Source organism: Sorangium sp. So ce1335, assembly GCF_051521615.1.
In the GTDB taxonomy this organism is placed as follows: domain Bacteria; phylum Myxococcota_A; class Polyangia; order Polyangiales; family Polyangiaceae; genus Sorangium.
The window spans coordinates 3279144-3305957 of the sequence record NZ_CP150363.1; the positions used below are offsets into that span (position 1 = coordinate 3279144).

21 protein-coding genes are annotated in these 26814 nt (G+C 72.8%); 13 read left to right on the forward strand and 8 right to left on the reverse strand.

The window, feature by feature from the left end; translation table 11 throughout:
- Positions 1-59: 59 nt before the first annotated feature.
- Entirely contained in the window at positions 60-1445 is a 1386-nt protein-coding gene (locus WMF24_RS12310) for a KamA family radical SAM protein (protein ID WP_437736582.1), read from the reverse strand.
- A 193-nt stretch (positions 1446-1638) separates the two neighbouring features.
- A complete protein-coding gene (locus tag WMF24_RS12315) occupies positions 1639-2325 on the reverse strand; it encodes a transglycosylase SLT domain-containing protein (protein WP_437736583.1) in 687 nt (228 codons plus the stop codon).
- A 341-nt stretch (positions 2326-2666) separates the two neighbouring features.
- On the opposite strand from WMF24_RS12315, the gene WMF24_RS12320 reads away from it, so the two are divergent.
- Positions 2667-3152 (forward strand): hypothetical protein, encoded by a 486-nt coding sequence (locus tag WMF24_RS12320; protein ID WP_437736584.1) that lies wholly within the window; start codon positions 2667-2669, stop codon positions 3150-3152.
- Between the two features lie 26 nt (positions 3153-3178).
- Here the strand turns inward: WMF24_RS12320 and WMF24_RS12325 are convergent, their stop codons facing one another.
- On the reverse strand, positions 3179-4192 hold the full coding sequence (locus WMF24_RS12325) for a CPBP family glutamic-type intramembrane protease (protein WP_437736585.1): 1014 nt from the start codon (positions 4190-4192) through the stop codon (positions 3179-3181).
- Between the two features lie 250 nt (positions 4193-4442).
- Between WMF24_RS12325 and WMF24_RS12330 the strand changes: the two genes are divergently transcribed.
- The 3 genes from WMF24_RS12330 (at position 4443) to WMF24_RS12340 (ending at position 7738) form a co-directional block, all read left to right on the forward strand.
- Complete coding sequence (locus WMF24_RS12330; RefSeq protein ID WP_437736586.1) at positions 4443-4820, forward strand: hypothetical protein; 378 nt, start codon at positions 4443-4445, stop codon at positions 4818-4820.
- A 228-nt stretch (positions 4821-5048) separates the two neighbouring features.
- On the forward strand, positions 5049-6980 hold the full coding sequence (speA, locus tag WMF24_RS12335) for a biosynthetic arginine decarboxylase (RefSeq protein ID WP_437736587.1): 1932 nt from the start codon (positions 5049-5051) through the stop codon (positions 6978-6980).
- An 8-nt stretch (positions 6981-6988) separates the two neighbouring features.
- Entirely contained in the window at positions 6989-7738 is a 750-nt protein-coding gene (locus tag WMF24_RS12340; RefSeq protein WP_437736588.1) for a heme exporter protein CcmB, read from the forward strand.
- A gap of 88 nt (positions 7739-7826) precedes the next feature.
- Here WMF24_RS12340 and WMF24_RS12345 read toward each other — a convergent pair whose 3' ends face one another.
- Positions 7827-9101 carry a (2Fe-2S)-binding protein gene (locus WMF24_RS12345; RefSeq protein ID WP_437736589.1) on the reverse strand — a complete coding sequence of 425 codons (1275 nt, stop codon included), beginning with the start codon at positions 9099-9101 and terminating at the stop codon, positions 7827-7829.
- A 126-nt stretch (positions 9102-9227) separates the two neighbouring features.
- Here WMF24_RS12345 and WMF24_RS12350 point away from each other — a divergent pair, with 126 nt between their 5' ends.
- The 6 genes from WMF24_RS12350 to WMF24_RS12375 all read left to right on the forward strand — a co-directional run bounded on the left by WMF24_RS12350 (position 9228) and on the right by WMF24_RS12375 (position 17870).
- Positions 9228-9845 (forward strand): hypothetical protein, encoded by a 618-nt coding sequence (locus WMF24_RS12350; RefSeq protein WP_437736590.1) that lies wholly within the window; start codon positions 9228-9230, stop codon positions 9843-9845.
- Positions 9829-10545 carry a nicotinate (nicotinamide) nucleotide adenylyltransferase gene (gene nadD / locus WMF24_RS12355; protein ID WP_437736591.1) on the forward strand — a complete coding sequence of 239 codons (717 nt, stop codon included), beginning with the start codon at positions 9829-9831 and terminating at the stop codon, positions 10543-10545. The genes WMF24_RS12350 and nadD overlap by 17 nt, the downstream gene beginning before the upstream one ends.
- Complete coding sequence (locus WMF24_RS12360; protein ID WP_437736592.1) at positions 10542-11417, forward strand: DUF2520 domain-containing protein; 876 nt, start codon at positions 10542-10544, stop codon at positions 11415-11417. The genes nadD and WMF24_RS12360 overlap by 4 nt, the downstream gene beginning before the upstream one ends.
- Positions 11418-11516: 99 nt before the next feature.
- Entirely contained in the window at positions 11517-15173 is a 3657-nt protein-coding gene (locus WMF24_RS12365; RefSeq protein ID WP_437736593.1) for a sigma 54-interacting transcriptional regulator, read from the forward strand.
- Between the two features lie 4 nt (positions 15174-15177).
- Positions 15178-15552: a hypothetical protein gene (locus WMF24_RS12370; RefSeq protein ID WP_437736594.1), complete on the forward strand. Its 375-nt coding sequence runs from the start codon at positions 15178-15180 to the stop codon at positions 15550-15552.
- Positions 15553-15659: 107 nt separating this feature from the next.
- Positions 15660-17870, forward strand: coding sequence for an ATP-binding protein (locus WMF24_RS12375; RefSeq protein WP_437736595.1), 2211 nt, complete (start codon positions 15660-15662; stop codon positions 17868-17870).
- A 70-nt stretch (positions 17871-17940) separates the two neighbouring features.
- On the opposite strand, the gene WMF24_RS12380 is transcribed toward WMF24_RS12375, so the two are convergent.
- Complete coding sequence (locus tag WMF24_RS12380) at positions 17941-19023, reverse strand: L-erythro-3,5-diaminohexanoate dehydrogenase (RefSeq protein ID WP_437736596.1); 1083 nt, start codon at positions 19021-19023, stop codon at positions 17941-17943.
- Positions 19024-19380: 357 nt separating this feature from the next.
- On the opposite strand from WMF24_RS12380, the gene WMF24_RS12385 reads away from it, so the two are divergent.
- Complete coding sequence (locus WMF24_RS12385) at positions 19381-20310, forward strand: DUF4388 domain-containing protein (protein WP_437736597.1); 930 nt, start codon at positions 19381-19383, stop codon at positions 20308-20310.
- A gap of 237 nt (positions 20311-20547) precedes the next feature.
- Here the strand turns inward: WMF24_RS12385 and hisD are convergent, their stop codons facing one another.
- Positions 20548-21933, reverse strand: a complete 1386-nt coding sequence (hisD, locus tag WMF24_RS12390; RefSeq protein WP_437736598.1) for a histidinol dehydrogenase — start codon at positions 21931-21933, stop codon at positions 20548-20550.
- Positions 21934-22151: 218 nt separating this feature from the next.
- Between hisD and WMF24_RS12395 the strand changes: the two genes are divergently transcribed.
- A complete protein-coding gene (locus tag WMF24_RS12395) occupies positions 22152-23144 on the forward strand; it encodes a hypothetical protein (protein ID WP_437736599.1) in 993 nt (330 codons plus the stop codon).
- Positions 23145-23218: 74 nt separating this feature from the next.
- Here the strand turns inward: WMF24_RS12395 and WMF24_RS12400 are convergent, their stop codons facing one another.
- Together WMF24_RS12400 and WMF24_RS12405 are read right to left on the reverse strand one after the other, a co-directional pair.
- Positions 23219-25186 (reverse strand): serine/threonine-protein kinase, encoded by a 1968-nt coding sequence (locus tag WMF24_RS12400; protein ID WP_437738798.1) that lies wholly within the window; start codon positions 25184-25186, stop codon positions 23219-23221.
- Between the two features lie 57 nt (positions 25187-25243).
- A complete protein-coding gene (locus tag WMF24_RS12405) occupies positions 25244-25735 on the reverse strand; it encodes an SMI1/KNR4 family protein (RefSeq protein ID WP_020734930.1) in 492 nt (163 codons plus the stop codon).
- Between the two features lie 240 nt (positions 25736-25975).
- Between WMF24_RS12405 and WMF24_RS12410 the strand changes: the two genes are divergently transcribed.
- On the forward strand, positions 25976-26791 hold the full coding sequence (locus tag WMF24_RS12410) for a uracil phosphoribosyltransferase (protein ID WP_437736600.1): 816 nt from the start codon (positions 25976-25978) through the stop codon (positions 26789-26791).
- Positions 26792-26814: the final 23 nt, after the last annotated feature.

A 26814-nucleotide genomic window follows, 5' to 3' on the forward strand; every position in this document is an offset into this window, starting at 1 on the left:
GCAGCGGGCCGAGCGCGGCTCGGTCCCCTGCGCCGGGCCGTCCGCTGCGCCGGGCCGCCTCAGCGGGACGCGCGGAGCGCCTCGTCGATCATCTTCTGGTGCTCCGCCGGGTCGGCCCAGCGGGCGCGCCCCTCGGGCGGGAGCTGATCGATCGGGTCGAAGTACGTGTACCGCTGCCCCGGCTTGACGCTCGGCGCCTCGAACACGGAGATGCCGGTCGTGCGGTCGTAGTGCTCGAACGAGTGCGCGTCGCGCTTGCCCCCGCCGCCGGGCGCGTCGACGACGAACGTCGGCGTGTTGAACCCGGCGGTCGAGCCGCGCACGTGCTTCTCGATCATGAGCCCGGTCGCGAGCGTGGTCCGGAGGTCCTCCACGCCCCGCACGAGGTCGTGGATGTAGACGTAATAGGGGTGCACGTGCAGGTGCCCAAGGCGCTTCACGAGCAGCTTCATCGTCTCGGGCGTGTCGTTCACCCCGCGCTGCAGCACCGACTGGTTCCGCACCGTGATCCCGCGCTCGAACAGGCGGTTCATCGCGTCGCGCGTGATGCCCGTGATCTCGTTCGGGTGGTTGAAGTGCGTGTGGATCACGACCTCCTTGTGCAGCTTCCGGCCGAGCTCCACGGTGCGCGTCACCGCGTCGATCCACTCGTCGTCGGTGAGCAGCTTCTGCGGCATCACGGCCGGGCCCTTCGTGGCGAGCCGGATGCGCTGGATGTTCGGCATCCTGAGGAGCGCCTCGCCGATCGCGCCGAGCTGCTCCGGCCGCAGGTTGTACGCGTCGCCGCCGGAGACGACGATGTCCTCCAGCTCCGGCCGCGACGCGATGTACGCGTACGCGCGCCGCCACCGCTCCTCGTCGACCTTGAAGTGGGTCTTCTCGACCTCCTCCGTGTCGATGCCCACCGCGTAGCTGCGCGTGCAGAACCGGCAGTACACGGGGCAGGTGTCGAGCGGCAGGAACAGCGCCTTGTCGGCGTACCGGTGCGTCAGCCCGGGGACGGGCGCGTCCGCGCGCTCGTGCAGCGAGTCGAGCCCGAGCTTCGGGTGATCGGGCAGGATGCGCGAGGCGAGCGGGATGAACTGCGTGCGGAGCGGGTCGTTGTACGGATCGCTCCAGTCGATCAGCGAGAGCATGTACGGCGAGACCCGTACGCTCATGGGCGCGTGCGCGAAGCCCTCGGTCGCGTCCCGGATGAAGTCGTCGGACACCATCCCGCGCAGCGTGTCGAGCAGCTTGTCCGGGCGGGTGATCGACTTCTTCGCCTGCCACCGGTGATCCATGAACTGCTCGTCGGTCACGTCGGCGTACGCCGGGATCCTCCGGAAGTCGGGCATCTCGAGCAGCTTCGCGTGCTCGAGCGACGCCGGATCGACCGGCGGCTTGAGGGGCGCGATGTCGTTGCTTCGCTTGGTGAGTTCGATGAGGCTCGAGGTCGTCGTCATGTCGTGGACCCTTGTCCGCGCGGAGGAGAGAGGGCGTCTGCGGATGGCCGTCCGCCTGCGCCCCTCGGGGGCCCGCCCGGGAGGGGCAGGGGCAGCGGTTTATCGGATCGTAGCATCGCGGTGCGCCCGTCGGGGGCGATGTGCGCCGCGTCTTCGCCTGGCGGGCGGAGGTGCTCTGTGGCGGGCGAGCCGGTCAGGGCTCGATGGAAGCCAGCGTGGTGTCCCGGGTGGTGCGGTAGCGTGCATAGTAGGTTCGCACGCGCGTCACATACGCCTGCGTCTCCGCGTACGGCGGGATGCCGCCGTACCGCATCACCGCCCCTTCGCCAGCGTTGTACCCGGCGATGGTGAGATCGAGATCTCCGTTGAAGAGGTTGGCCAGGATGCGCAGGTACCGCGTTCCGCCGAAGATGTTCTCGCGCGCGTCGAACGCGTCGCGCACCTGCATGCGCAGCGCGGTCTCGGGCATGAGCTGCATGAGCCCCTGCGCGCCGACGGGCGAGACGGCCCGCGGGTCGTAGTCGCTCTCGCACTTGATGACCGCGCGGACGAGCTCCTCGGGGATCTGGTAGAGCGTCGCGGCCTGCCGGATCCACGCGTCGTAGCGGCTGAAGCGCTCGAGCGATTTGTCGCTCGGGGCGACCGGGGTGACGCCCGGGCGCGCCGGGGAGCGGCGCCCGTCGCCCTTGATGTACAGCTTGAAGCGCCCGTCGCCGGCGGCGCGGTTCGAGAAGTGCACCGTCCCATCCGCGTCGGTGTAGGTGAAGATGTCGGCGTGGGCGCTGCCCGGGTGCAGGGCGAGGGCGGCGAGCCCGAGTGCGGCGGCGAGCGCGCGCAGCGGCAGGCGAAGCGAGGATCCGGAGGTGGACGTGACGGGCATCTCTGGCCGAAGCATAGGTTGGGATCGTCCGCTCGTGCAAACCGCACCGTGACGGCGGAACCAGACGTTGGAGACGTTGGAGACACCGGAACAGGCGTCGCAACCGATACGGGAACCGACATCGGAGCAGACGTGGGAAGCGGCGTCCGAACGAGACGGCGGAACAGACGGCGGAACAGACGTCATGACAGACGGCGGAGCAGGGCCGCGGAAGCAACGCCGCGGTCCCGCGGTGGCATTCCGGGGCCGGACGCGGCGGCGCCGGCGCGCCTCCGTGGGCGCGCCCTCGTGGACGGTCCGTCTGGTGAGCACGTCCCGGCCGCTGTACTAAGGCGGGCGCCATGGAGATCGGCTGGCGGCACGTGCTCGTGGGGGTTGCGGCCCTCTTCCTCCTGTTCCTTGTCGTCAAGATGCGCCCCGTCCGGCGGCGCCGCGACGCGCTGAGCGCCGAGGTCCAGGCCGCGCGGGAGCGCGCGCGGCGCGCCGCGACCCCCCGCGAGCGGGCGGAGGCGCTGTGCGACGCGGGAGTACAGGCGCTGCGCGGCGGCCGCCGCGTCACCGCGGCGGTGGGCTTCTTCGTGCGCGCCATGCGCGCCGACCCCACGTCGGCCCGGGTCATCGAGCTCGCGAGCGGCGCGCTGGCCAGGCGGAGGCCCCGGCTCCTCGAGAAGATCCTCTGGCGGAGGCTCGCGGTGCTCCCGTGGGACGGCGAGCACCGCGACGCGGCGCGCGCGGCCGCCGTCGGGCTCCAGGCGCTCTACCGGCGCGAGATCCGGGACCGGAACCGCGCCGAGATCATGCGCAAGCTGGCCGAGACGTTCGGCTGATCTCCGCGCCGGGGCGGGCGCGGCCGTCAGCTCGCCCAGAACGTCCGCGGCAGCGCGCCGCGGTTCGACAGCGAGACGAGGTCCATGAGCAGCGCGATCGTGACGTGGACCAGGAAGCCCGAGTAGATGCTCTTCGTGCGCATCGCGAGCGAGCCGAGCGCGATCCCCGCGACGACGGCGCCGGCCGCCTCCAGGTACGGCTTGCCGAAGTGGATCATGCAGTAAGGGACGACCATCGCGAAGATCGCGCCGGAGCCCATGGTGTGCCGCAGGCCGGCCAGCCAGAAGCCGCGAAAGAAGATCTCCAGCGCGAAGAACTGGGCGAAATACATCAGCTCCCAGGCGATGAGGTCGAACCAGGATCGCGATGACTGCTTGTAAAAGGGGTAGTACGACCCGAAGTCGGGCGCGCTCGCGACGATGAACACCGCCGGGACCACGACGGCCAGGCAGAGAAGGTAGATCCACGCGTGCTTCGCGAGCCCGCGGACGCGCAGCCCCATGTCGAGCAGGCTGTCCCTGGGGAAGCAGAGCTTCCACGCGACCATCGGGATGGCCACGTAGCCGAACACGCGGGTGAACGACCACCAGACGTAGCTGTAGAGCTCGTCGTAGCGGCGGAGCGAGACGGGCAGCAGCGCGCCGGCCGGCGCGAGCGACTGGGCGAGCTCGACCTCGCGCAGCCACGGCCGGATGTGCGCGTCGTAGACGGCCCGGCCGCCGTAGTACTGCTGAAGGAGGAGCACGACCGCGGTGATCGTGAACAGGACGGCGGGGCGGCGGTCGTAGCCCCCGGCGGCGAGGGTGCGCCGCTGGTGCTCGTGGGCCTCGACGTCGAGCTCCCGCCAGGTGCGCCGGAAGAAGAGCCAGAGGACGGGCGCGAGCGCGACGAACGCGGCGACCGGGAAGAGGGCCTTGAGGAGCGTGCTCGCCAGGGCGGAGGACGGCTCGGCGAAGCGGGAGCTCGCTTCCTGGAGCGGCGGCTTGAGCGGCCGGAGCCAGTCGACGTGCGCCACGAGCCAGCTCCCCAGGTTGAGCATCGGCGCGCCCTGTACCATGATCCGCGGTCCAGCACAGCGCCGACGAGCGGCGTACCGCTCCTCGCCGACGCCCCCCGCGCCGCTCGCGGACGCCCCTCGCCGATGACCCCGCGCCGCCGCGGCGGACTCCCGCAGCGCGCCCTTGCGGTGACCCGGGCCGCTCTGCTAGATCGCGCTCCCTCTTCAATGCCGCGCGAGTCATCTCGCGCATGTCCGGCGCAGGCCTCGCCTGCCCGTGGGAGTATCAGCAATGGCCAGCAAAAATCCGCTTGCGATCGTGAAGGAGCGCTTCGGCGACAAGGCGAAGCTCGTCGAGGCCGTGAAAGGGTTCGCGACCGAGGACCTCTGGCTCGGGCGCGTCAGCTCGGATCGGGGCGGCAGCAAGGGGCTCGAGCACGTCTCGAACGCGAAGCTCCTCCGCCTTCACGCGACGTTCAGCACCGTGAAGGAGAAGTTCGGGACGCGGGCGCGCCTCATCGACGAGACGCTCACCGTCCTGAACCGGTCGAAGGACCAGGGGTACAGGAAGCGCCTCGAGGCGTACCCCGTCCCGCGCCTCTACGACCTCTACCAGTCGGCCTCGAAGCGGGCGAAGGCCGCCGCGGCGACCCCGAAGACCCAGGCCTGAGCCCCGCCCGCCGAGCGCGCCCGTCCATGCCGGATCTGACCGGGCTGCCTGCCCTTGAAGGTCCGGCGTTCCTGTCGTAATTGAGCCGCGTCGCCAGCGCGCGGTGTGCAGCCGTCCAGCGTCGGACCGACGATCTGACGTCCCCCTGTTGAGCGTGAATCCCCTCTTGTTGGGCCCTCCCAGAAAGGTGGGTATCGCCCGCCGCGAGCCCCGCCAAGGAGAACGACTGTGAGCAGCGCGCACGAGACCGAGACCGGCGTCTGGACCACGGACGACGCCAAGTCGCTCTACATGATCGACCGCTGGGGCCGCGGCTACTTCGACGTGAGCCCGGACGGCAACCTCACCGTCGCGCCGCTCCAGGAGCGCGGAAGCAAGATCGCCATCCGCGACGTCGTCGACGCCGCGCTCGAGCAGGGGCTCCGCACGCCGCTGCTGATCCGCTTCCAGGATCTGCTCCATCACCGGGTGCGGTCGCTCAACGAGGCCTTCAACAAGGCGATCGCCGAGAGCAAGTTCCGCGGGACGTACCGCGGCGTGTTCCCGATCAAGGTGAACCAGCTCCGGGAGGTCGTGGAGGAGATCCTCGACGCGGGGAAGACCTACCACTACGGCGTCGAGGTCGGCTCCAAGCCCGAGGTGTTCGCCGGGCTGTCGGTCCACACCGATCCCGAGTCGCTGATCGTCTGCAACGGCTACAAGGACGAGAACTTCATCCGGACGGCGCTGATCGGGCGCAAGCTCGGCAAGAAGGTGATCCTCATCGCGGAGAAGCTCTCCGAGGTGCGGATGATCACGCGCGTCGCCAAGGACATGAACGTCGAGCCCATGATCGGGCTGCGCGTCCGGCTGCTCACCGAGGGGGCGGGCAAGTGGAAGACCTCCGGCGGCGAGAACGCGAAGTTCGGGCTCTCCACGGCCGAGATCCTCGCGGCGATCCGGATCATGGACGAGGCCGGGATGAGCGCCTCGTTCAAGCTCCTCCACTTCCACATCGGCTCGCAGGTGCCGGACATCCTGATCATCAAGCGCGCCGTGCGCGAGGCGACGCGCTACTACGCGAAGCTGCGCAAGATGGGGCAGCGCATCGAGTACATCGACGTCGGCGGCGGGCTGGCCATCGACTACGACGGCTCGCGCTCGACCTTCCACTCGTCGATGAACTACTCGGTCGAGGAGTACGCGCGCGACATCGTGCACAACATCGCCGACATCTGCGACGAGGAGCGGGTGCCGCACCCGAACATCGTCTCGGAGTCCGGCCGCGCGATCGTCGCGCACCACTCGGTGCTGGTCGTCCAGGCGTTCGGCTCGATCGAGAAGACGCCGATGTCGCCGATCGACATCCAGACCGAGGAGCACAAGCTCATCCAGAACCTCCTCTACATCAAGGACAACCTGTCCAGCCCGAACCTCGGCGAGTCGTGGCACGACCTGCTCCAGATCAAGGAGGAGGCGCAGAAGATGTTCGAGCTCGGCCTGCTCAACCTCGACGTGAAGGCGCGGGTCGAGATCCTCTTCTGGGAGATCGCCGAGAGCATGCAGAAGATCGCGTCGGAGCTCGATCCCGAGGAGGTCCCGGACGACCTCGGCGAGCTCCGCAAGCAGCTCGCCGATCAGTACATCTGCAACTTCTCGGTGTTCCAGTCGCTGCTCGACCACTGGGCGCTCGGCGCGCTCTTCCCGATCGTGCCGATCCACCGGCTGAACGAGCGCCCCGCGGCCGACAGCACGCTCGTCGACATCACCTGCGACTCCGACGGCAAGGTGAGCAAGTTCATCGATCTCAACGATGTGAAGGACACGCTCCCGCTGCACCCGATCTCGGGCGACAAGCCGTACTACGTCGGCATCTTCCTGACCGGCGCGTACCAGGACATCATGGGCGACATCCACAACCTCTTCGGCCGGGTCAACGAGGTCCACGTCTTCCTCGATGAGGACGAGGACAGCGGGTACTACATCGAGGAGACGATCGCCGGGAACAAGATCCAGGAGGTCCTGGCGCTGACCCAGTACGACAACCGCGATCTCGTCGGGAAGGTGAAGGCGCAGGTCGACGGCGCCATCAAGCAGGATCTGCTCAAGCCGACCGAGGGCATGCGGCTGCTCGCCGATTACGAGCGTGGGCTCAAGGATCAGACGTACCTGAGCCTCTGAGCCGCGCCGTGCCCTCCGAGACCACGGCGCCCCAGACGGCGGTGAGCGCGGGCCGCGCGTCGCTCCCCGGGCGCCGCCCTCCGGGCTGGGCGCGCCAGGCGTGGCTCGTCGCGGGGAAAGATCTCTCCATCGAGCTCGCCACGGGCGAGATCGTCACGACCAGCGGCTTCTTCGCGGTGCTCGTCGCCGTGATCGCGTCGCTCGCGTTTCACGCGGGGCAGGACGCGACGGAGCGGGTCGCGCCCGGCGTCATCTGGGTGAGCGTCGCCTTCGCGTCGGTGCTCGCGCTGAGCCGCACCTGGCAGCGCGAGCGCGAGGACGGCGCGCTCGCGGGCCTGCTCGTCCTGCCGATCGCGAGGAGCGCCCTCTTCGCCGGCAAGGCGCTCGGCCTGTGCCTGTTCATCGGCGCGGTCGAGGCGATCATCATCCCGGTCGCGGCGCTCCTGTTCGCGGTGGATCTCGCGGAGACGGGCGCGGGGCTCGCGCTCTTCTGCCTCGCCGCGACGCCGGGCATCGCCGCGAGCGGCACCCTGTTCGGGGCCATGACCGTGCGCACGCGCGCCCGCGACCTCGTGCTCGCGAGCGTGCTCTTCCCGCTCCTCGCGCCCACCCTGCTCGCCGCGGTCGCCGGCACCCGGGAGCTGTTCGGCGGCGCGTCGATCGGCGAGCTCACCGACTACATCGCGCTCATGGCCGTGTTCGACGTGGTGTTCATCGCGGGCGGCGTCGGCCTGTTCGATCTGATGATCGAGGGCTGATCTCCCGTGCGCCCACGCGGGTGCGCGGCCAGGGCCGGCCGCGCGCACGCTCACGGGGCCGCGCGGCCAGGCCCGATCGAGCGCGCGCTCACGTGGCCGCGTCGCGCGCCGCCAGCACGTCGTCGGCGATGGTCGCCGCCGCCTGCTCGATGCCGGCGAGGTCGAGCGCGGCGCCGGTGCACTCGCCGAGCGCCCACACGCCGTCGCCGGCCCGGCCGCGCGCGTCGACCCGCACGGCGTACCCCGCGCGCCGGTCGACCTCGACGCGCGCGCCCGCCTGCGCGGCGACCTCGAACGAGGGCGCGGCCGGCGCGTCCACGGCGACGGCGACGACCTTCTGGTCGGTCGTCGGGCTGTCGGGGCCGAAGGGCGCCTTTCGCACGGCCACGCCCTTCACCTGCGAGATCCCGTGCACCGCGGCGAGCGCGGCCAGCGGGACCCGCGCCGCGATGCGGTCGCCGAGCGCGCCCGCGAGCTCGTCGGCCCAGAACCCCTCGCCGGCGAGCGCGACAGGGCCTGTCGGCTCCACGCCGTGCGCGAGCAGCCGGCAGAGCGCGCGCGCCGAGAAGACGCCGGGCAGATCGTTGTTCGGGAACGCCGCGACGCCGTCGTGCGCCCCCGTGGCGAAGACCTTTGCCTGCGCCCGGATCACGGTCGCGCCCGCGTCGCCCGCGACGAGGAGCTCGCCCAGGTAGACGCCGGCGGCCACGTGCCGGGAGAGCACGCGGACGCCGGCGAGCGGGTGCCGCGCGAGGAGCTCGGCCGCGCGCCGCGGCGCCCCGGCGAGCGACCCGCCGGGCGCGAGCCCGTCGTCGATCAGCGCGACGCGCAGCCCCCGCGCCGCGAGCGCCGAGGCCGCCGCCACGCCGGCCGGCCCGGCGCCGATCACCGCGGCGTCCACGTCGAGCCGCGCGGCGGGCTCAGGCGGGACCGCCGCGCTCGGCAGCCGCCCGAGCCCCGCCAGCTTGCGCGCGATCGACTGCATCACCGCGGACAGGCCCGGGACGCCGGCCATCAGGTGGTGGTGGTCGATCCCCTGCGGGAAGAACCAGTCGGTCACCTGGAGCAGGTCCGCCTGCCGCGAGCCAACGACGTTCTGGACCTCGATGCGCTCGCCGCCGGCGGCCGGGCGCAGGCACGTCATCACGTTGGGCTCCCCGTCGACCCGCGCGAGGCAGCCGTCGCAGCCGCCGCGCAGGCACGTCGGCGCCCGGGGGCGGTGGAGCTTCGGGCTCCGCGCGAGCGTCACGCGCCCCGAGGCCATCAGCGCCACGGCCAGCGGCTCGCCCCGTTCCGCCGGGACGGCTGCTCCGTCGAGGGTGATGGTGACCGGATCCCGGAGCGCGCGACCTCGCCGAAACATGGGCCGGACGCTAGCAGACGCGCGCCGGGACGCGCCCGCGCGATCGCGGCGCGCGAGCGGTTGCGACGTACGTAAGCGCACGTAGAAGATGTCCCCCGCTCGGCGCCGTGATCTATGCTGTCGCCGATGCGCCTCGGCGTCCTCGGCCCTGCACAGGGTGACCTGCCCGCGCTCGCTCGCGGCGCGCAGCACCTGCTCGACGAAGGGCACGCCGAGCGGGTCATCTACGTCGCCGAGGACGACGCCCTCGACAGGGTCGTCGAGGGCTGGGCGCAGCGCCTCGTCGGCGCGAACCCCACCGGGGGCGCCCTGTTCGAGCGGGCGGCGCGGTGCGCGACCGCGACGCCGGAGGCGATCGACGCCTTCGTCGCGTCCGAGCGGGCGCGGCTGCGCCTCAAGGTGCTGATGAGCCTCCCCCCGGGCCAGCGCACGATCGAGATCCTGGACGGGCGCGTCGCGCTCTTCGTGTTCGACAAGGCGGCGCTCGACGAGGAGGACATCGTGGCCGCGTCCCTCCTCGTCTTCGGCAAGAGCTCGGGGCCGCTCATCAAGAAGGTCGGTCCGCGGACGTTCTTCTCCCCGGGGCCGATCGGCTCCGAGGGCGGCAGGGCGCTCCTCGACGACGGGCAGGGCGGGGTGCGGATCGAGGTGATGAACGCGAACGGCGCGGTGACCGCGCGCGAGATCGTGGGCCCGTCCGCGGCCGGCTCCAGGCTGAGGGTTCAAGGTGGCACGCACGGCTGAGGCGCCCGCGGGAGCGCCGGCCTCGAGCGCGCCCGGGGCGCGGCGCGTCGCGATCTTCGGCGGTAGCTTCAACCCGCCGCACGTGGCGCACGTGCTCGCGGCCACGTACGCGATCGCCGTCGCGCCGATCGACGAGGTGCTCGTCGTCCCCGTCTACCGCCACCCGTTCGCGAAGGAGCTCGCGCCGTACGAGCACCGCCTGGCGATGTGCCACCTCGCCCTCGGCTGGCTCCCGGGCGTGTCGGTGTCGACCGTCGAGCGCGAGCTCGGCGGCGAGAGCCTCACGCTGCGCACGCTCGAGCACCTCGCCGCGGAGCACCCGGGCTGGGCGATGCGGCTGCTCGTCGGCGCCGACGTGCTCCCCGATCTGCCGCGGTGGCACCGCTTCGATCGCATCGAGCAGATCGCGCCGCCGATCGTCCTCGGCCGCTCCGGCTTCGACGCGTCCGTCGATGCGCACCCGGGCGAGGCGGCGCACCCGGGCGCGGCGGGGCACCCCGGCGCGGCGGCGCACCCCGGCGCGGCGTCCGCCGTCGGGCGGCCCCCCCTGCGCGCCGCGGACGTGCTGCTCCCGCAGATCTCGAGCAGCGACGTGCGGCGCGCCTTCGCCGCGGGCGATCTGGAGGCCGTTCGCCAGCGCGTGCCGCGCGCGGTGCTGGACTACGCGCTCGCGCACGGCCTTTACAGGAGCACCTCATGAACGACATGGACAGCACGCGCCCGTCGCCGATGCTCCGGGAGGACAGCGCTCCTCTGGACGTGTTCATCTACGGCGGCGGCAAGGTGGGCCGCGGGCTCGCGCGCGCGATCCGCGACGCCGGGATGCCCGTCACCCTTCGGCCCGCCCGGGATGGCCTGCCGGCGGAGCGCATCGAGGCGGACCTCGTGATCCTCGCCGTGCGCGATCGCGACATCGCGCCCTGCGCCGAGGCGCTGCGCGACCGCGGGCTCGTGGGCCACCGGGACGTCGCGGTCGTGCACTGCGCCGGCGCGCTCGGCCCGGAGGCGCTCGCGGCGGTGCGGGGCGGCCGCGTCTCGGTCGCGCAGATGCACCCGATGATCTCGTTCGCCTCGCCCGCGTTCGTCCCGTTCCTCGAGCGCGGCCAGCTCCACGTCGACGGCGATCCCGGCGCCGTGCGCGTCGCGCGCTCGCTCGGCGCGCGCCTCGGCATGTCGCCGCGAACGTTCCCCGGCCTCGACCGCGTCGCCTACCACGCCGCGGCGGGCCTCGTCGCCAACGGCGCCGCCGCGCTGGCCGCCGCCGGGGTCGACCTGCTCGAGCGCGCGGGCGTCGATCGGAAGATCGCCGCCGAGATGCTCGGCCCGCTGCTCCGCACGGTGGCGGACAACGTCGAGGTGCTCGGCGTGCCCGACGCGCTCACCGGGCCGGTGCGGCGCGGCGACGCGGGCGGCGTCGCGCGGCACCTCGAGACGCTCCGTCGGCTCGCGCCGCACCTCGTCCCCCTCTACGTGGCCGCCGCCGCGACGCAGCTCCCGCTGGCCCGCGCCCTCGGCGAAGCGCCTCCCGATGCGTTCGACGCCATCGAGCGGGCCCTGGACGGAAGCAAGTAGTAACGCTGAAATTTTCTACTCTGGCGGCACGGACTTATCGATGTCCGATGGCTGGATTCGTTGATGCGTGGTCCGGCGCGAAGGTACGCTTTTGTTGCCTTGGGATCACCCGCCGCAGCCTGTGCTTCTTCCGCCACGACGAGCGACGCCGGAGGTTTCCGGGCGCTCGACGAGCGCGTCCTCGATGCCGCGTCCCGTGGGGTGCTCCACGTCCATGGACAGCGGTCGGTCCTGGACGCGGTTTGCTCCCACGTCGCGCGCCGAGCGCGGGGTGTCGGGCGCTCGCTCATCTCGGCCGCGCACGCCGCGGACCGGGATCCCTGGCGCGACCTCGCGCTGCGCTGCGGGGTCGTCTCCTGCGACCCGGCCGCGGCCGCGCAGGGTATCGGCTCCGCCGCGCAGGGCGCGATCCTGCTCGTCTCGGAGGGGGAGCCGACGAGCTGGGGGGGCCTCGTCCTGGAGGAGCTCTCGCGCCTCATCGCGGAGGGCTCGTGCGCCGCGCTCGTGATCGTGTGCAGCGACGCGGCCAGGCGGCCGTGGACGAGCGCGATCACGATCGAGGCCGTCGCCTCGCCGGACGACCTGCACCGCTTCTGGGAGGCGGTCGCCGCGGACGCGGAGCGCCGGGTGGTCGCGAAGCTCGAGCGGCTCGACGCGCTCGACGGCTGGTGCTCCGCCGTGCTCGCCACGCCGCCCGAGCAGCGCCCCGCGCCAGAGCCGCCGAGCGCCGCGGCCAGGCGCCTGCTCGATCGCCTCGCGCTCAGCCAGCGGCCCTGGCCCGCCGCGCAGCTCGGCCAGATCGCGGGTCGGCGCGCGGACCAGGGCCTCGCGGACGTCGCGCGCCAGGGCGCGCTCCAGGAGCTCGCCGCCCTCGGCCTGATCGAGGTCGACGACCGCGGGTGGGTCGCGGCGCGGCGCGCGGCCGTCGATCCGGCCGGCGTCGATCCCGAGGACGTGCTCGCGGTCGCGGAGGCGCTCGAGGCGCTGCCGTCCGACCCGTGGGGCGCCTCGCGCGCGAGCGAGCTGTTCGCCGCGCTGGGCCACCACGACCGCGCCGAGGCGGCCGCGGTGCAGGCCATCGCCTCGGTCGGCGAGCCGTCGGCGCGCGCCGACTTCTGGCAGCGCTGGGCGCGATCGATGCGGTCGCTGTCGGGCGAGCGCGCCGCCTCGGGCGACCGGCTGCTCCGCGCCGCGGAGCTCGCGCTCCGGCTCGGCGACGTCGAGTTCGCGATCGACTTCTCCTCGGCGGCCCAGCGCGAGCGCGAGTCGTTCGCCGCGCTGCTCGTGCACGGCCGCGCGACGAGCGCGCGCGGCGACCTGACGACCGCCGCGATGGTGCTCTCGCGGGCGCTCTCGCGCGCGGGGACGCCCGCGGAGCGATCGCGCGGCGCCGTGGAGATGGCGGAGCTCTGCTGCAAGACGGGCGACCTCGCCGCGGCCAGGGGGTACGCGGAGGAGGGGCTCGCCGGCGCGGGCGAGATCGCGACGCGCCTCCAGGCGCGCAACATCCTCGGCAAGCTGCTGCTCGCGCAGCAGGCCTGGACCGAGGCGGAGCTCCACTTCGCGGCCGACGCGTGGGACGCGGCGTGCGCGGGCGAGCACGTGAGCGAGCTGCGCGCCCGGCTGAACCGCGCGATCGCGCAGCTCTCCAGCGGCCGCCTGGACGAGGCGCGCTCGATGCTCGCCGGGGTGCTCGAGGACGGCGAGCGGCGCGGCGAGCGCGTCGCGACGGGCTACGCGCTGACGAACCTCGCGGTCATCGCGCACCTGAGGCACGAGTACCCGGACGCCCTGCGCCTCCTCGAGCGCGCGATCGATACCTTCCGGAAGATCGGCGACAAGGTCGCGCTCGTGAACCTCATCGCGAACCTCGCCGAGATCCGGCTCCAGCTCGGGCTCGTCGAGGAGGCCGAGCAGGCGCTCGCGTTCGCGCGGAAGGCCTGCGGCCACGTCGTCCCCGGCGTGCGGATCACGCACGTCGCCTACGTCGCGGCGCAGATCCACCTCGCGTGCGGCCGCACGGCGGAGGCGTGGTCGGAGCTCAGCGCCGCGTTCGCGTACGGCGCCGGCTCGAAGCTCGGCGAGTGCTACGCGATCGCCGCCCGTATCGCGCTCGACGACGGCGACCTCGTGCAGGCCGCGCAGATGATCGCGAAGGCGCGCGCCGAGGCGAGCTCCGACTGGCTTCGCGCCGAGGTCGCGCTCCTCGAGGCGCTGCGCGCACGCGCCGCCGGCGAGCCGTTCGCGCAGCGCGCCGCCGAGGCGCTCGCGCTGTCGCGCCAGGCCCACAACCGCGAGCGCGCCCTGGAGGCGCACGTGCTGCTCCACCACGCGTCGGCCGTGGACCGACCGCCGCACGCGCCGCACGCACCCGAGGACGAGCCCGCGGCCGCGCGGTCGCACCTCGACGCGGCGATCGCGCTGCGCGATCGCATCGCCGAGTCGCTCCCGCCCGAGATCGCGCGCCGGTTCCTGTCGCGCCGGTGCTTCGCGGAGCTCGCCCGGATCGAGGCGTGCGCGCGCAGCGCCGCCGAGGCGGAGCCGAGGGGCTGCGAGCTCTGCGGATCGAGCGCGTGCGCCGGGTGCGCGCGGGCGTCTACGCGCGCCCCGCGGCCGCTCGTCGCGGCGCCCGCGCTCAAGCGGATGGTGGGCACGACGCCCGCGCTGCTCAGCCTCGTCCACCAGATCGAGAAGGTCGGCGCGAGCGACGCCACCGTGCTGATCCACGGCGAGAGCGGCACCGGCAAGGAGCTCGTCGCCGAGGCGATCCACGAGGTGAGCGCGCGGCGGATGGGCCCGCTGGTCAAGGTGAACTGCGCCGCCCTCGTCGAGACCCTGCTCCTGTCCGAGCTGTTCGGGCACGAGAAGGGGTCGTTCACCGGCGCGGCGTCGCGCCGCCGCGGGCGCTTCGAGCTCGCCGAGGGCGGGACGCTCTTCCTCGACGAGATCGGGGACATCTCGCCGCGCACGCAGGTCGCGCTGCTCCGTGTCCTCCAGGACAAGACGTTCGAGCGGGTCGGCGGCGTCACCCCGCTGCGCGCCAACGTCCGCATCCTGTGCGCCACCCACCGCGACCTGCGCGCGATGGTCGCCCGCGGCGAGTTCCGGGAAGATCTCTACTATCGCCTCCGGCAGGTCGTCCTGGAGGTCCCCGCGCTCCGGCAGCGTCCCCGCGACCTGCCGGTGATCGCGGCGGCGATCCTGGAGCGGATCGCCGCCGAGCGCGGCACGGCGCCGAAGCGCCTCTCCAGCCGGGCGCTCGCGGCGCTGTCGCGGCACCCGTGGCCCGGCAACGTGCGCGAGCTCGAGAACGCGTTGCGCGCTGCGGCGATCTTCGCGGACGGCGACGTGATCGAGCTCGAGGACTTCACGACGAACGTCGAGGGGCTGCGGGACCTCGACGCCGCGGAGCCGATGAGCACGCCGACGACACCGCGCGCTGGCACGCCGCCTGCTGGCCCTGCGAGCGAGCCGCCCAGCGCTCCCCACGCGCCGGCGCCCGAGCGGGCCGCGCCGGAGTCTCGTCCCCCGTCGGTGCCCGCGGATCGCACGCCGCTGGAGCTCGCGTACGCGCATGTCCGGGGAGGGGTCAGCCTCAGCGACATGAAGCGTGAGATCGAGCGCGAATGCATTGCTAGGGCGCTCGACGAAAGTCGTGGGAATATCACGCGCGCCGCCGCGCTCTTGGGCATGAAGCGCCCGCGGCTTTCCCAGCTTGTCAAACAGTATGGCTTTGGCGGGACTTCGGAGGATTGAACTGATGCGAGGTGGCTGGACGAGTTGGCTGTTCGGGGGCCTCGCGGCGCCGCTGTTGATCGTGGGGTGCGCGATCGCGCCCGAGGACCACGATGAGCAGGGCGTGGAACCGTGGAGCGAGCTCGACCCGATGATCTCCGAAGAGGCATCCGCCAGGAACGACGACCCGGACGGCGACGTCGGCCTTGACGTCATCGCGCCGGCGCCGCTCCGGCAGCGCGACGCGGCGGTGCCGTCCGTCGGCGAGCGCTGGCCCACCACGAGCTACGTGCGGTCGCGGGACCGCGACGACTCGGAGCCGGATCCGCTCCCCTGGTGCCCCCCGGGGCGCGCGGACAGCCACGACAAGGCGCCGTCCGACAGCGACGGGACGCGCTGAGCCGAGCGCCCGCGCCGGGCCGAGACGCCCGCGCGCCCGCGCCGCGCGGGCGGCCGCCCTTTCGCGTTTTGCGGTTGTCGCCGGGCGCGCTGCGGTAGCCTTCGCGCGTGGAGCCGCTCGGGTTCGATCTCCGCACACGGACGACCCTGGTCTGCGGGGCCCTGGCCCTGGCCATCGCGGCCTCCACGCTGCTGCGGGGCCGCGTCCGCCGCGTCCACCTGTTCTTCGCCGCGTTCGCCGCGGACGTCGGGCTCTGGTACCTGTCCCAGTCGCTCTTCGGCTTCTTCCAGGCCTCGATCTGGGAGCGCTTCACGGCGATCCTCGCCGTGCTGCTCCCGCAGTTCGCGCTCCACCTCTTCGAGGCGATGATCCCCCACGACGGGGACCGGCGCTCGCGGCTGCTCCGGTTCGCGGGGGTGCTCGTCATCCCGCTGTTCATCCTCGTGCTGATGAGCCGCGAGCCGGGCTCGTGGCTCGACTGGCTCACGCGCGGCTGCATCTTCACCTACGTCTTCGCGCTGCTCACCGCGGGGCTGTACACGCTCGGCCAGCGCGGCAAGCGGAGCTCCTCGCGCGCGACGCAGCGGCGCGTGCGGTTCCTCGTGGTGATCGGCGCGCTCGCCGGCCTCGCCAGCGTCGCCGATTTCGCCTGGTTCCTCGGCGCGGAGCCGCCGCCGGTCGGCGCGGCCCTCTCGATCGTCTTCCTGTTCGTCCTCGCCCAGGCGCTCCGGCACGAGCGGCTCCTCGACGCCTACGAGATGCTCGCGCGCCTGCTCGTCGCCACGGCGGTCGCGTTCCTGATCGCGCTGATCTTCTATCTCCTGCTCACGTTCATCGGCGGCTTCAACACGATGTACCTGAACGCCGTGCTCGCCGCGATCGTGATCCTCGTGCTGTTCGATCCGCTGCGCGAGCGGGTCGAGGAGCAGATCCAGCGCCTCTTCCTGCGGGAGCGGTTCGATCTCGATCGCTCGCTCGCGGAGGCGCGGCGTCGCCTCGTGCACACGCTCGAGGTGGAGGAGATGGGCGCGATCGTGATGAGCGCGCTCGAGCAGTCGCGCCGGGTCACGGGGGCGGCGCTCTACCTGCGCGATCAGGACGGGACCGGCTTCGACCGGCTCGCCTCGCTCGGGCCGCGGGTCCCCGAGCGGATCGAGGTGGCGACCGCGAGGGCGATGCTCGATCGCCTGGAGCGCGGGCCGATCGCGATGGAGGAGCTCGAGCGCGAGGCCCGCGAGCGGCGCGCCCGCCGCAGCCACAGCGACGCGGAGGACGACGGCAACTTCGCGCGGCGGACGGAGGTGCGGCCGCAGGTCCCCGAGGACGCGGTGCTCGCGGCGGCCGAGGTGCTCGGCAGCCTCTGCTCGGGCGTGGTGCTCTGCGCGCGCGACGAGCAGGGAGAGCCGATCGGGCTGCTCGTCGTGGCCGACTCGCGCGTGCGCGACGCGTTCTCGCCCGAGGAGCTGACGCTGCTCGAGACCCTGGCCGCGCAGATCGGCGTCGTGCTCGAGAACTCGCGCCTCTACGCGCAGATGAAGGAGCGGGACCGGCTCGCGCTCCTCGGCCAGATGGCGGCGGGGCTCGCGCACGAGATCAGGAACCCGCTCGGCGCGATCAAGGGCGCGGCGCAGCTCCTCGCCGATCCCGTGCCGGAGGCGCAGATCGATCCGGCCTCGCGCGAGTTCCTCGGGATCATCCTCGAGGAGGTCGACCGGCTCGATCGGGTCGTCGGGTCGGTGCTCGACCTCGCGCGGCCGGCGCAGGGCTCGGTCGTGCCGACCGACGTGAACGCGATCGTGCGCCGCACGTTGCAGGTGCTCTCGATCGAGCGCCGCAACGACCAGCTCGAGGTCGAGGTCACGCTCGATCCCGATCTCCCGCGGGTCGCCATCGATCCCGAGCAGCTCCGGCAGGTGCTGATGAACCTGTTCCGCAACGCGGTCCAGGCGATGAAGGGTCGGGGCAAGGTGGTGATCTCCACGCGCGTCCGCTTCGGGCGCGGCACGCGGCCCGGCGCTGGCTCGGACGAGCCGTTCGTCGAGCTCAACGTCACCGACAACGGCCCGGGCATCTCCCAGAAGGTGCTCGCGAACATCTTCCTCCCGTTCTTCACGACGAAGGACAAGGGGACGGGGCTCGGGCTGTCGATCAGCCAGCGCATCGCGCAGAGCGCGGGCGGCCGCATCGAGGTCCGCTCCTACGAGGGGAAGGGGAGCACCTTCGCCGTCATCCTCCCCGCCGCCGTCGACAAGCTGGGCGCGCCCGCGTCCGCGGCGCTGCCCCAGGCGGCGCCGGCTCCTCAGGAGCGGGCAGGGTGATGCCGACCCGCGCGCCCGCGCCGCGGCCGCGGCGCCCGGGCGCGCGGCACGCCCGCGCCGCGCGGTGCGCTCAGCCGTAGCGCGACGTCATGAGGCGCTCGAGCGCGGGGCGCTCGCGCACGAGCGCCAGCGTGTGCTCGGCGTGGCCGTGCGCGTAGCCGTTGCCGATGTAGAGGTCGACGTCCTTGCCGATGCCCTCGGCCCCGAGCGCGGCGGCGGTGAAGCTCGTGCTCATCGCGAAGAAGTACGTCTTGCCGCGATCGCGCGTGACGACGATCGCGCTGAGCTCCACCCCGGGGACGTTCACGCACGACAGCGTGAGGTCGGCGCCCGCGTCGCCCGTGAACGGCAGCACCGCGTCGCGCACCGCGATGGGGTCGCGCGCGTCGACCACGGCGACGTGGTCGCAGATCTCGAGCGCGCGCAGGTCGGCGGCGAACTCCGGGGACGCCTCGACCCCGATCACGCGCCCCGCGCGGCCGACGCAGCGCCGCGCCTCGGCGGCGCACAGGAGGCCGGACTTGCCGCCCGCGCCGAGCACCACGACGCTGTCGCGCGGTCCGGCGAGGCGCGCCACCTGGGGCGCCGCGCCCGCGACGTCGAGCAGCGCGAGGGCGAGCCGCTCGGGCATGTCGCTCGGCATCCGCGCGAGCGGCGCCGACGCGAAGATGACCGCGGTGCCCTCGACGTCGACCTGCGCGGACGCGGGCCGAACGGCGACGATGCGGCGGAGCGCGAGCGGCGTGAGCGAGAGCGACGCGAGCGTCGCGATGCGGTCGCCGACGGCGACGCCGCGGTGCTCCGCGAGCGAGCCGACCCGGCGCACGACGCCGAGCAGCATGCCGCCCGAGCCGGTGACCGGGTTGTGCTGCTTGCCCCGGCGCGCGACCGTCTCGAGCACGAGCCGCGCCACGCCGTCGGGATCGCCGCCGGAGGCCTCCTCCATCTGGCGGAAGCTGGCGGCGTCGATGTTCAGCGTCTCGACGTCGACGACGATCTCGGTCTCGAAGTGGCGCGAGGCGTCAGCGTCCAGCCGCTCTGCCGGCTGGGGGAGGGCCCCCGGTGGTTCGAGCACGCGGTGCGTGCCCAGCGGATCGCCTGCGGCGAGGGTGCGTTGCGTCGCTTCGGAGCTCACGCCGAGGCCGTTGAACATGCCGGGGCCGAAAGCAAGGGCAATGAACCGAGCGGCCGCGATCTCCGCGGTGGAGGCGGCCCGCTGCGCTCATCTCCGGGAGCTGGAAGCCAGCGGGCTCAGCAGAGGCAACCGGCCGATTTTCCGGGGAATTGGGTGCACCAGGGAGGGAACGAGGACGCCCGGCGGCGGGCTCCGGGCCGGGGCCGAGCGGGGCAGGGGGGCGGGCGGCCGGCGCGCTGCGTTAGGCTGAGCGGGCGAACTCATTTGAAAGAACGGACCGGATCTCTTGACCACCTTTGCTCGGTGAAACTAGACTTTGCCCCCTGCTGGCGCTCGCATTGCGCGCGTAGCGCATGAAGGTTTTTACTCCCTGCGATGGATAACCACGCTCCCAAGGTGTCGGCAACGCGGCAACTGGCGTTGCGCTTCATCTCCGGGAAGTACCAAGGCGGCGAATTCCCCCTCGGGGAGCAGCAGGAGATCGTCGTGGGTCGCTCCAGCGACCTCGACATGGTCCTCGTCGAGGACATGGTCTCCCGGCGCCATGCCCGGATTGCCTGTACCGATCAGCAGATCGTGATCGAGGACCTCGGCTCGACGAACGGCACGTTCGTCAACGGCGAGAAGATCAAGAAGACGACCTTGAAGGAGGGCGACCGGGTGCTCATCGGCACCAGCATCCTCAAGGTCGTCTCCACCGATCCAGGCGCGCCCCCGGCGCGCCGTCGGATGGACGAGCCCTCGCTCAGGAGCGGTCAGACCCGGTCGATGTCCGGGTCGATCGACGAGATCCCGCTCCCCGATCTGCTTCAGCTCTTCGGCACATCGAAGAAGAGCGGAGTCCTCGTCGTCCGTTCCGACGACGACGTCGGCAAGATCTACCTGCGCAAGGGCATCGTGACCTTTGCGACGATCAACGATCTGACCGACGTCCCGCCGCTCAAGAGCGTCTACCGGATCCTCACGTGGGTCGGCGGGACGTTCGACCTTGAGCCGGCCGAGGAACGGGTGATGACCGGTGAGATCAGCGCGACGGTCCAGGAGCTCCTCATGGAGGGGCTCCGGCAGATCGACGAGCTGAACAACATCCGGCACCAGCTCCCGGACCTTTCGGCGCGCCTGGTCATCCCCCAGCCGCTCAAGCCGCTGCTCCGTGATCTCTCGCCCGTCGATCTGGACGTCCTCCAGGTCGTCTACAACCACGGGCACCTCGCGATGGTCCTCAACAAGAGCCCCGCGACGGATCTGGAGACCGCGCAGTCCGTGCTGAAGCTGATCAACGCAGGCTACCTGCGCGTCGAGTGACGCCGAGCTGAGCGCGCGGCGCCGTGAGCCGCGCGCGTCATGGCTCCGTGCGACGAGCTGTCGCGCGCTGCGCGGCGCCTCGCCGGCGCACGCACGGCGAGGCGCTGCGAAGAGGCGCATGCAGGCGGCGGGCGCGCGCACATGGGCGGCGGGCGCGCGCGCAGGCCATCATCCGGGCGCCGCCCGGCGACGCGCCGCGCCCCCGAGGGAGCGGCGCGTCCGACGAGCGGCGGGGGGTCAGGCCTTCGAGGCGTCGCGCTTCGCCGCCGGGTCGAGCGCAGCGCTCGCCAGGCGGAGCGTCACGGCGCGGGCGTGCGCCTGCAGGCCCTCCGCAGTCGCCAGCTTCTCGATGATCGGGCCCTGAGCGCGCAGCGCCGCGCCGGAGTAACGGATGACGCTCGCGCGGGTCACGAAGTCGTACACGCCGAGCGGCGATCCGAAGCGGGCCGAGTTGCCGGTCGGGAGCACGTGCGACGGCCCCGCGAGGTAGTCGCCCGCGGCGACCGGGGTGAGGCTGCCGAGCAGCGCGGCGCCGAGCGTGCCGATCTCCGAGAACAGCGCTTCGGGGTCGGCGACGTGGAAGGCCACGTGCTCGACCCCGAGCTGATCGGCGATCTCGGCGAGCCGCGCGCGCGACCCGACGACGAGCGCCGCCGCGTGCTCGGAGAGCGACTGCTCCACGATCGCGCGCCGCGTGAGCTCCGGGAGCGCGGCGGCGAGCTCGCGCGCGACCGCCTTGGCGAGCTCGGCCGACGTCGTCGCGAGCAGCGCGTAAGACGCCTCGTCGTGCTCGGCCTGCGAGAGCAGGTCGGCCGCGACGAGCCGCGGATCCGCGGTGTCGTCGGCGAGCGCCAGGATCTCGCTCGGCCCGGTGATGCCGTCGATCGACACGTCGCCGAAGACGAGCCGCTTCGCGCAGGCGACGTAGGCGTTGCCGGGGCCGACGATCTTGTCGACGGGCGCGAGACCCGGGAGGCCGTAGGCCATCGCCGCGATCGCCTGCGCGCCGCCCGCGTCGAGCAGGGTCGTCACGCCGGAGAGGTGCGCGGCGGCCAGCGTGGCGTCGTCCGCCGACGGGCTCGCGAGGACGATCTCCCGCACGCCGGCGATGCGCGCGGGGATCGCCGACATCAGCACGCTCGAGGGATAGCGGGCCTTGCCGCCCGGCGCATAGACGCCGACGCGACGCAGGGGGCGCACGCGCATGCCCAGGAGGACGCCTTCCTCCTCGTAGCTGAAGCCGGCCTGCAGCGCGGGGCCGCCCGGCGCCGCGTTCGCCGGCCCGAGGTCGCCCGCGTCGCGCTGCCGCTCGTGGTACCGCGCGATCCTCGCGGCCGCGGTCTCGAGCGAGGCGCGGACGTCGGCTGGGAGCCGGGCGAGCGCCTCGGCCCCGCCGAAGCCGCCCTCCGCCTCGGGGCCCGCATGGCGGATGAGCGCCTTCGGCGTCCTCCGCTCGAACTTCTCGATGTAGCCGAGCACGGCGGACGTGCCCCCGCGACGCACGTTGTCGATGATCTCGGTCACCGCGGGCGTGACGTTCGCGAGATCGCCCGTGCCGCGGGCGCGCAGGGCAGACAGGGTGGATTCGAATTCAGGCGAACCTTCGATGTAGATGGGCAGCATGGCTTCACGTGGACCGGCGCGGCGGGATCTCCGCGCGGACGGCGACACCCCGTACCACAGCACCCCGGCCGGTGGTACGCCGGCCGCGCGCGCACGCCCGCACGGTCGTCCGCGCCGCCGTCGCCCGCGCCGCCTGCACGCCGGCCGCGCGCGTGTGGCCGCACCTCGCGGCGCGCCGCGAAGTTCCCCGGCCAGACCGGATGGAGTAGGGTCGCGCCATGCGGCCCGGCTCGTTTGGCGTCGCCCCCACCGCGCTCTCGCTCGCGCTCCTCGCGATCGCGCCCGCGGTCCTCGTCGGGTGCCCGGAGAACTCCTGCTTCCTCAAGATCTGCCAGGGCAGCAGCTGCCGCTGCTCGATCTCGTCGTGCAGCGACGGCGCCGGCTTCGATACGAAGCAGAACCGCTGCCGCTGCCTGAAGGGCTACCTCTCCATCGCGGGCCAGTGCCTGACGCCCGAGGCGGCGAACGCCTACTGCGGCGTGGGCCGCCACTATGAAGCCGGCGGGTGCGCCCCCGACCGCTGCAGGCCGGGCGACGAGATCGACCAGAGCACGGGCTACTGCGTCTCGCGCGAGCAGGTGGCGAGCAACATCGGGGTCGCCGTCGGCGCCGGGCAGAAGCTCGGGTGCCCGCCCGACCAGGAGCTCGTCGTCGACGGCCCGACCGCCGCGTGCGTCCCGCGCTCGCAGACCTGCGCGCGCGACGAGGTCTGGACCGGTCAAGCCTGCGCCAAGGTGGGGCAGTGCCCGACGGGCGCGATGTGGGATCCCGCGCTCGGCCAGTGCGTCCAGTACGCGCAGGGCTCGGGCGAGAGCGGGCTCACGGTGAACGTCGGCCAGTGGGCGTCGGCGAACTACGGGCCGAACGGCGGCATGGGCACGAGCGGCTTCTGCGGCGCCTTTGCCAAGAAGCCGCACAGCTTCGGCGTCGTCGAGGGGGCGTCGGCCTACGTCCGCATCGCGGTGATGATGTCCTTTCCGGAGAGCGAGATCGCCCGCGGCGTCGTGCAGGCGGTGACGGTGTTCGACGCGAGCGGGAACCCCGTCCCGCCGCGCGGCGCCGCCGAGGTCGACACGGCCGCGCGCGGCATCTTCAACACGCTCGTGCTCGGCGGCGGCAGGGCGAGCGCGCCGACGTCGTCGACGACCGTCCGTTGCGCGGTCATCCACGCCGGGAAGCCCCAGCCGGTGCCGGCGGTCGGCGGGCTGTGATCGCGGCGTGCCGCGTCCCATCATTGACAGCGCGCTCGTGACGCGTCGGCGGGCTGTGATCGCGGCGTGCCGCGTCACATCCTCGACAGCGTGCTCACGACGCGCGTGGCGGGGAGGGCGCTGAGGCCGACGCAGCTCACGACCTTGTTGCGCTCCATCACGAAGTTGCGCGCGGTCGGCTCGATCTTCGCGAACTCGACGCTCAGGCGCGTCCCGTCGAAGCTCGCGCGCAGGGGGCGGCCCTCCACGGCGCTGCGGACGTCCTGGCACGTGCCGCGCGAGCGCGACGGATCGAACTGGCGCGACTCGGGCGCGATGAAACGGAGCCGGTCCTCCACGGCGAACACCTGGGTCTCTCCGGGGATCTCGCGCAGCGAGAAGCGGGCCTCGCCCTCCACGTAGTCCTGCGGCGCGAACTGCTCCGGGTCGCGGACCCGGAACTCGAGCGTCTCGCCGGCGAGGACGGCCTCGAGCTCGCGCCCGTTGCCGACCCACAGGCCGGTCAGGCCGGCGAGCGGCGACGGATCCGGCGGCTCCGCGCTCGCCTCGGGGGCGGCGGCGCTCGCGCTGGCGACCGCGGGCGGCGGCGGCGCGGCGCGCCTCCGGCGGACGTCGCGCGGCCTGTCGAGCACGCCCAGCCAGAGCAGCGCGGCCGCGCCGCCGAACACGACGACGGCGCCGGCGCCGATCGCGAGCCGCGAGCCCAGGCCGCGCTGCGACCGCGCGGGCCAGCCCGCCGGCGCGCCGCCCGGCGACAGCGCCGCGTTGCGGATCTCGTCGACGGTCGTGGCCGCGGGCGGCGGCGGGCGGCTCGAGACGCCGAGCGGCGCGGAGGTCGCGGCCGGCGCGGGGCGGGCGATCGCGTCGAGCGCCGCGAGCATCTCCTCGCAGCTCGCGAAGCGATCCGCCCTGTCCTTGGCGCACGTCTTCCGGAGGAACGCGTCGAGCTCCGGCGGCACGTCGCGCCGCACCGCGCTGACGCTGGGGAGCGGCACCTCGGCGTGCAGCCGCATGATCTCGATGTCGCTCTCGGCGTCGAACGGCACCTGCCCGATCAGCATCTCGTAGAGCACGACGCCGAGCGCGTAGATATCGACCCGCTTGTCGAGGTCGCGGCGCCCGAGGACCTGCTCCGGCGACATGTAATAGAGCGATCCGATGATCCCCTTCGTCATCCCGCGCCCCGCGAGCGCGTCCGCCTCCGCCTTGGCGATGCCGAAGTCGGTGACCTTGGCGACGCCGTCCTTGCCGCGGATCAGGACGTTCGCAGGCTTGAGATCGCGGTGGATCACGCCCTCGCGGTGCGCGGCCGCGATGCCGGAGGCGATCTGCCGGAAGATCGAGAGCGCCTCGGGCAGCGGCATCGGCCGGCGCTCCTCGGCGTACCTGGCGAGCGTCTGCTCCAGGCTCTCGCCGTCGATGTACTGCATGACGAGCCAGAGATCGTCCCGCTCCGCGACCACCGCCTTCAGGTGAACGACGTTCGGATGATCGATCTGCGCCAGCGCGCGGCCCTCGGCGAGCGTCCGCGCGCGCACGTCGGGCCGGTGCCCGAGCTCCTGCCGCACCGCCTTCAGGACCACGTACAGCCCGGTGTGGACGTCCCGCGCGAGGTAGACGACCCCCATGCCGCCCTCGCCGAGCACCCGCTCGACGACGTACTTCTGATCGACGAGCGTCCCCGCCGGCAGGTGACCCCCTGGAGCGCGCCGCGGGAGCGAGCCTGCCAGCGGCGCCGGGACCACGTGCGCCGCCGCCGCCGCGCTCGCGCCACCGCCGAAGGCGGGCGGGGCACCCGCGCCGCCGGGCCCGAAGGCGTGCGGGCCACCCGCGCCGCCGGGCCCGAAGGCGGGCGCCGAGCCGTCCGGGAGCAGCGCCTCGATCAGCGGCTGCCCAGGGACGGTCGCCTGCGGGCGGGGCCCGGGCGGCGCCGGCAGCGCCGCGCCGCCCGCGTTGCTCCGCGCGGCCATCGGCGCGCCGCACGACACGCAGAACCGGGCGGAGCCCGGGTTCTCTGCATTGCAAGCCGGGCACCTGGCCATGGGCACGATCAGCTCGATCCACGGCCGCCCGGCGAGCGGCCAGCCGTGGACGCTACGTCACGTCCAGTGACCCGCGCGCAGCGCCGCGGAGTCGATCGTCTTGATCTTCGGCGCGAGCGCCTCGCGGAAGATCGCCTCGTCGTCGTCGTCGAGGCCGCTCTCGCCGAAGCCGGACGCGACCTCCATCGAGGTGGCGAGGATGCGGAGGAACTGCTGGAAGCTCGACGCGCAGAGCTCCGGCTTGAGCGAGTCGGTCCCGGTCATGCAGGTGAACACGGGACAGTCCCCCTCGGCGTCGAGCTTCGAGATGTCGAGGAAGTAGGGATCTCCCAGCAGGGCGCTGCGCGCGATGAGGATCCAGCTCTTGCGCCAGCCCGGAAGGGAGCTGTCGCCGCCGTTCGCCTGCTGCTCGGCCGCGAGCTTCTCCGAAGGGATGAGGCGTACGCGCTCGACCGGAGTCACCGTCTCGACGTCGAGCGGGTCTGCCTCCTGCAGGAAAGCACGGTACCTGGCGGGCACCCGCAGCGTCCTGCGCAGCTCTTCCACCACCGCTGGAGCCGCCTTTCCGAACCTCGCAGGGATGCCTCTTCGGGCAAAGGCATCCTTGAGCGCCGTAACCGACTCGGCAAGGTCGCTATCCACCGAACATCCCTTCCTTTGCAAGTCCACCGGGCCACCCGCTTCGGCGGGCGCCCTCATCGCTTCGAAACCGCTTCGCTCCCGGGGAGAGCTCCGGCGCGCACCCGGAGGAATACCCCGCGCCGGGCCAGGTAGTGTAACAGAAAAACGATGGTCGACGTTGCGTACGCTGAGAGTCGATTCCGGCCCCCGGAAATCGCCCACCGGTACGGTCCGGGCGTGCACCTCCTCGACGACCCACTCGCATGGACGCTGCTGGCTCGTGCCTGCTCCCCGGAGACGGTTCAGCCCGACGTCGGACGCCTCGTCGGCGTTCTCTACCAGATCCTGGCGCGCGTGGTCCTCGCCGCCGAGCTGGGGCGCGCCCGCGTCGACGTCCCTACCCGGATGATCTCGTCCCACCCGCAGGCGGTGTACCGCGGCACCGCGCTGTCGCGCGCGACGAAGGCGGTCACGGTCGGCATCGCGCGCGCCGGGACGATGCCCTCCCAGGTCGTCTACGAGCTCCTGAACGAGGTCCTCGACCCCGCGCTGGTCCGGCAAGACCACCTGTTCATGAGCCGGCAGACGAACGAGCACGGCGAGGTCATCGGGGCCACCTGGCACGACGCCAAGATCGGCCGCGACGTCGACGGCCGCCACGTGCTCTTCCCCGATCCGATGGGCGCAACGGGCTCATCCATGGTCAGCGCCCTCTCCTACTACAAGACCGCGCTCGAGGGGCAGCCGGCCAAGTGCATCACCATGCACCTCATCGTGACGCCCGAGTACATCCGCCGCGTCACCACCGCCCACCCGGACGTCATCATCTACGCGCTCCGGCTCGATCGGGGCCTCTCGCCGCCGCGCGTCCTCAAGACCGAGCCGGGCACGCACTGGGACGAGGAGCGCGGCCTGAACGACATCCAGTACATCGTCCCGGGCGCCGGCGGCGTGGGCGAGATCCTCAACAACGCCTGGCTGTAGGCGCGCGGGCCGGATCGAGCGCG

What these genes read in the sequence shown, in the direction of transcription:
- WMF24_RS12310 (WP_437736582.1), bottom strand. Translation starts at nt 1,445, where the DNA reads ATGACGACGACCTCGAGCCTCATCGAACTCACCAAGCGAAGCAACGAC.
- WMF24_RS12345 (WP_437736589.1), bottom strand. Translation starts at nt 9,101, where the DNA reads ATGTTTCGGCGAGGTCGCGCGCTCCGGGATCCGGTCACCATCACCCTC.
- WMF24_RS12320 (WP_437736584.1), top strand. Translation starts at nt 2,667, where the DNA reads ATGGAGATCGGCTGGCGGCACGTGCTCGTGGGGGTTGCGGCCCTCTTC.
- WMF24_RS12325 (WP_437736585.1), bottom strand. Translation starts at nt 4,192, where the DNA reads ATGCTCAACCTGGGGAGCTGGCTCGTGGCGCACGTCGACTGGCTCCGG.
- WMF24_RS12400 (WP_437738798.1), bottom strand. Translation starts at nt 25,186, where the DNA reads ATGGCCAGGTGCCCGGCTTGCAATGCAGAGAACCCGGGCTCCGCCCGG.
- WMF24_RS12350 (WP_437736590.1), top strand. Translation starts at nt 9,228, where the DNA reads ATGCGCCTCGGCGTCCTCGGCCCTGCACAGGGTGACCTGCCCGCGCTC.
- hisD (WP_437736598.1), bottom strand. Translation starts at nt 21,933, where the DNA reads ATGCTGCCCATCTACATCGAAGGTTCGCCTGAATTCGAATCCACCCTG.
- WMF24_RS12330 (WP_437736586.1), top strand. Translation starts at nt 4,443, where the DNA reads ATGGCCAGCAAAAATCCGCTTGCGATCGTGAAGGAGCGCTTCGGCGAC.
- WMF24_RS12395 (WP_437736599.1), top strand. Translation starts at nt 22,152, where the DNA reads ATGCGGCCCGGCTCGTTTGGCGTCGCCCCCACCGCGCTCTCGCTCGCG.
- WMF24_RS12360 (WP_437736592.1), top strand. Translation starts at nt 10,542, where the DNA reads ATGAACGACATGGACAGCACGCGCCCGTCGCCGATGCTCCGGGAGGAC.
- WMF24_RS12410 (WP_437736600.1), top strand. Translation starts at nt 25,976, where the DNA reads ATGGTCGACGTTGCGTACGCTGAGAGTCGATTCCGGCCCCCGGAAATC.
- WMF24_RS12380 (WP_437736596.1), bottom strand. Translation starts at nt 19,023, where the DNA reads ATGTTCAACGGCCTCGGCGTGAGCTCCGAAGCGACGCAACGCACCCTC.
- WMF24_RS12315 (WP_437736583.1), bottom strand. Translation starts at nt 2,325, where the DNA reads ATGCCCGTCACGTCCACCTCCGGATCCTCGCTTCGCCTGCCGCTGCGC.
- WMF24_RS12385 (WP_437736597.1), top strand. Translation starts at nt 19,381, where the DNA reads ATGGATAACCACGCTCCCAAGGTGTCGGCAACGCGGCAACTGGCGTTG.
- WMF24_RS12370 (WP_437736594.1), top strand. Translation starts at nt 15,178, where the DNA reads ATGCGAGGTGGCTGGACGAGTTGGCTGTTCGGGGGCCTCGCGGCGCCG.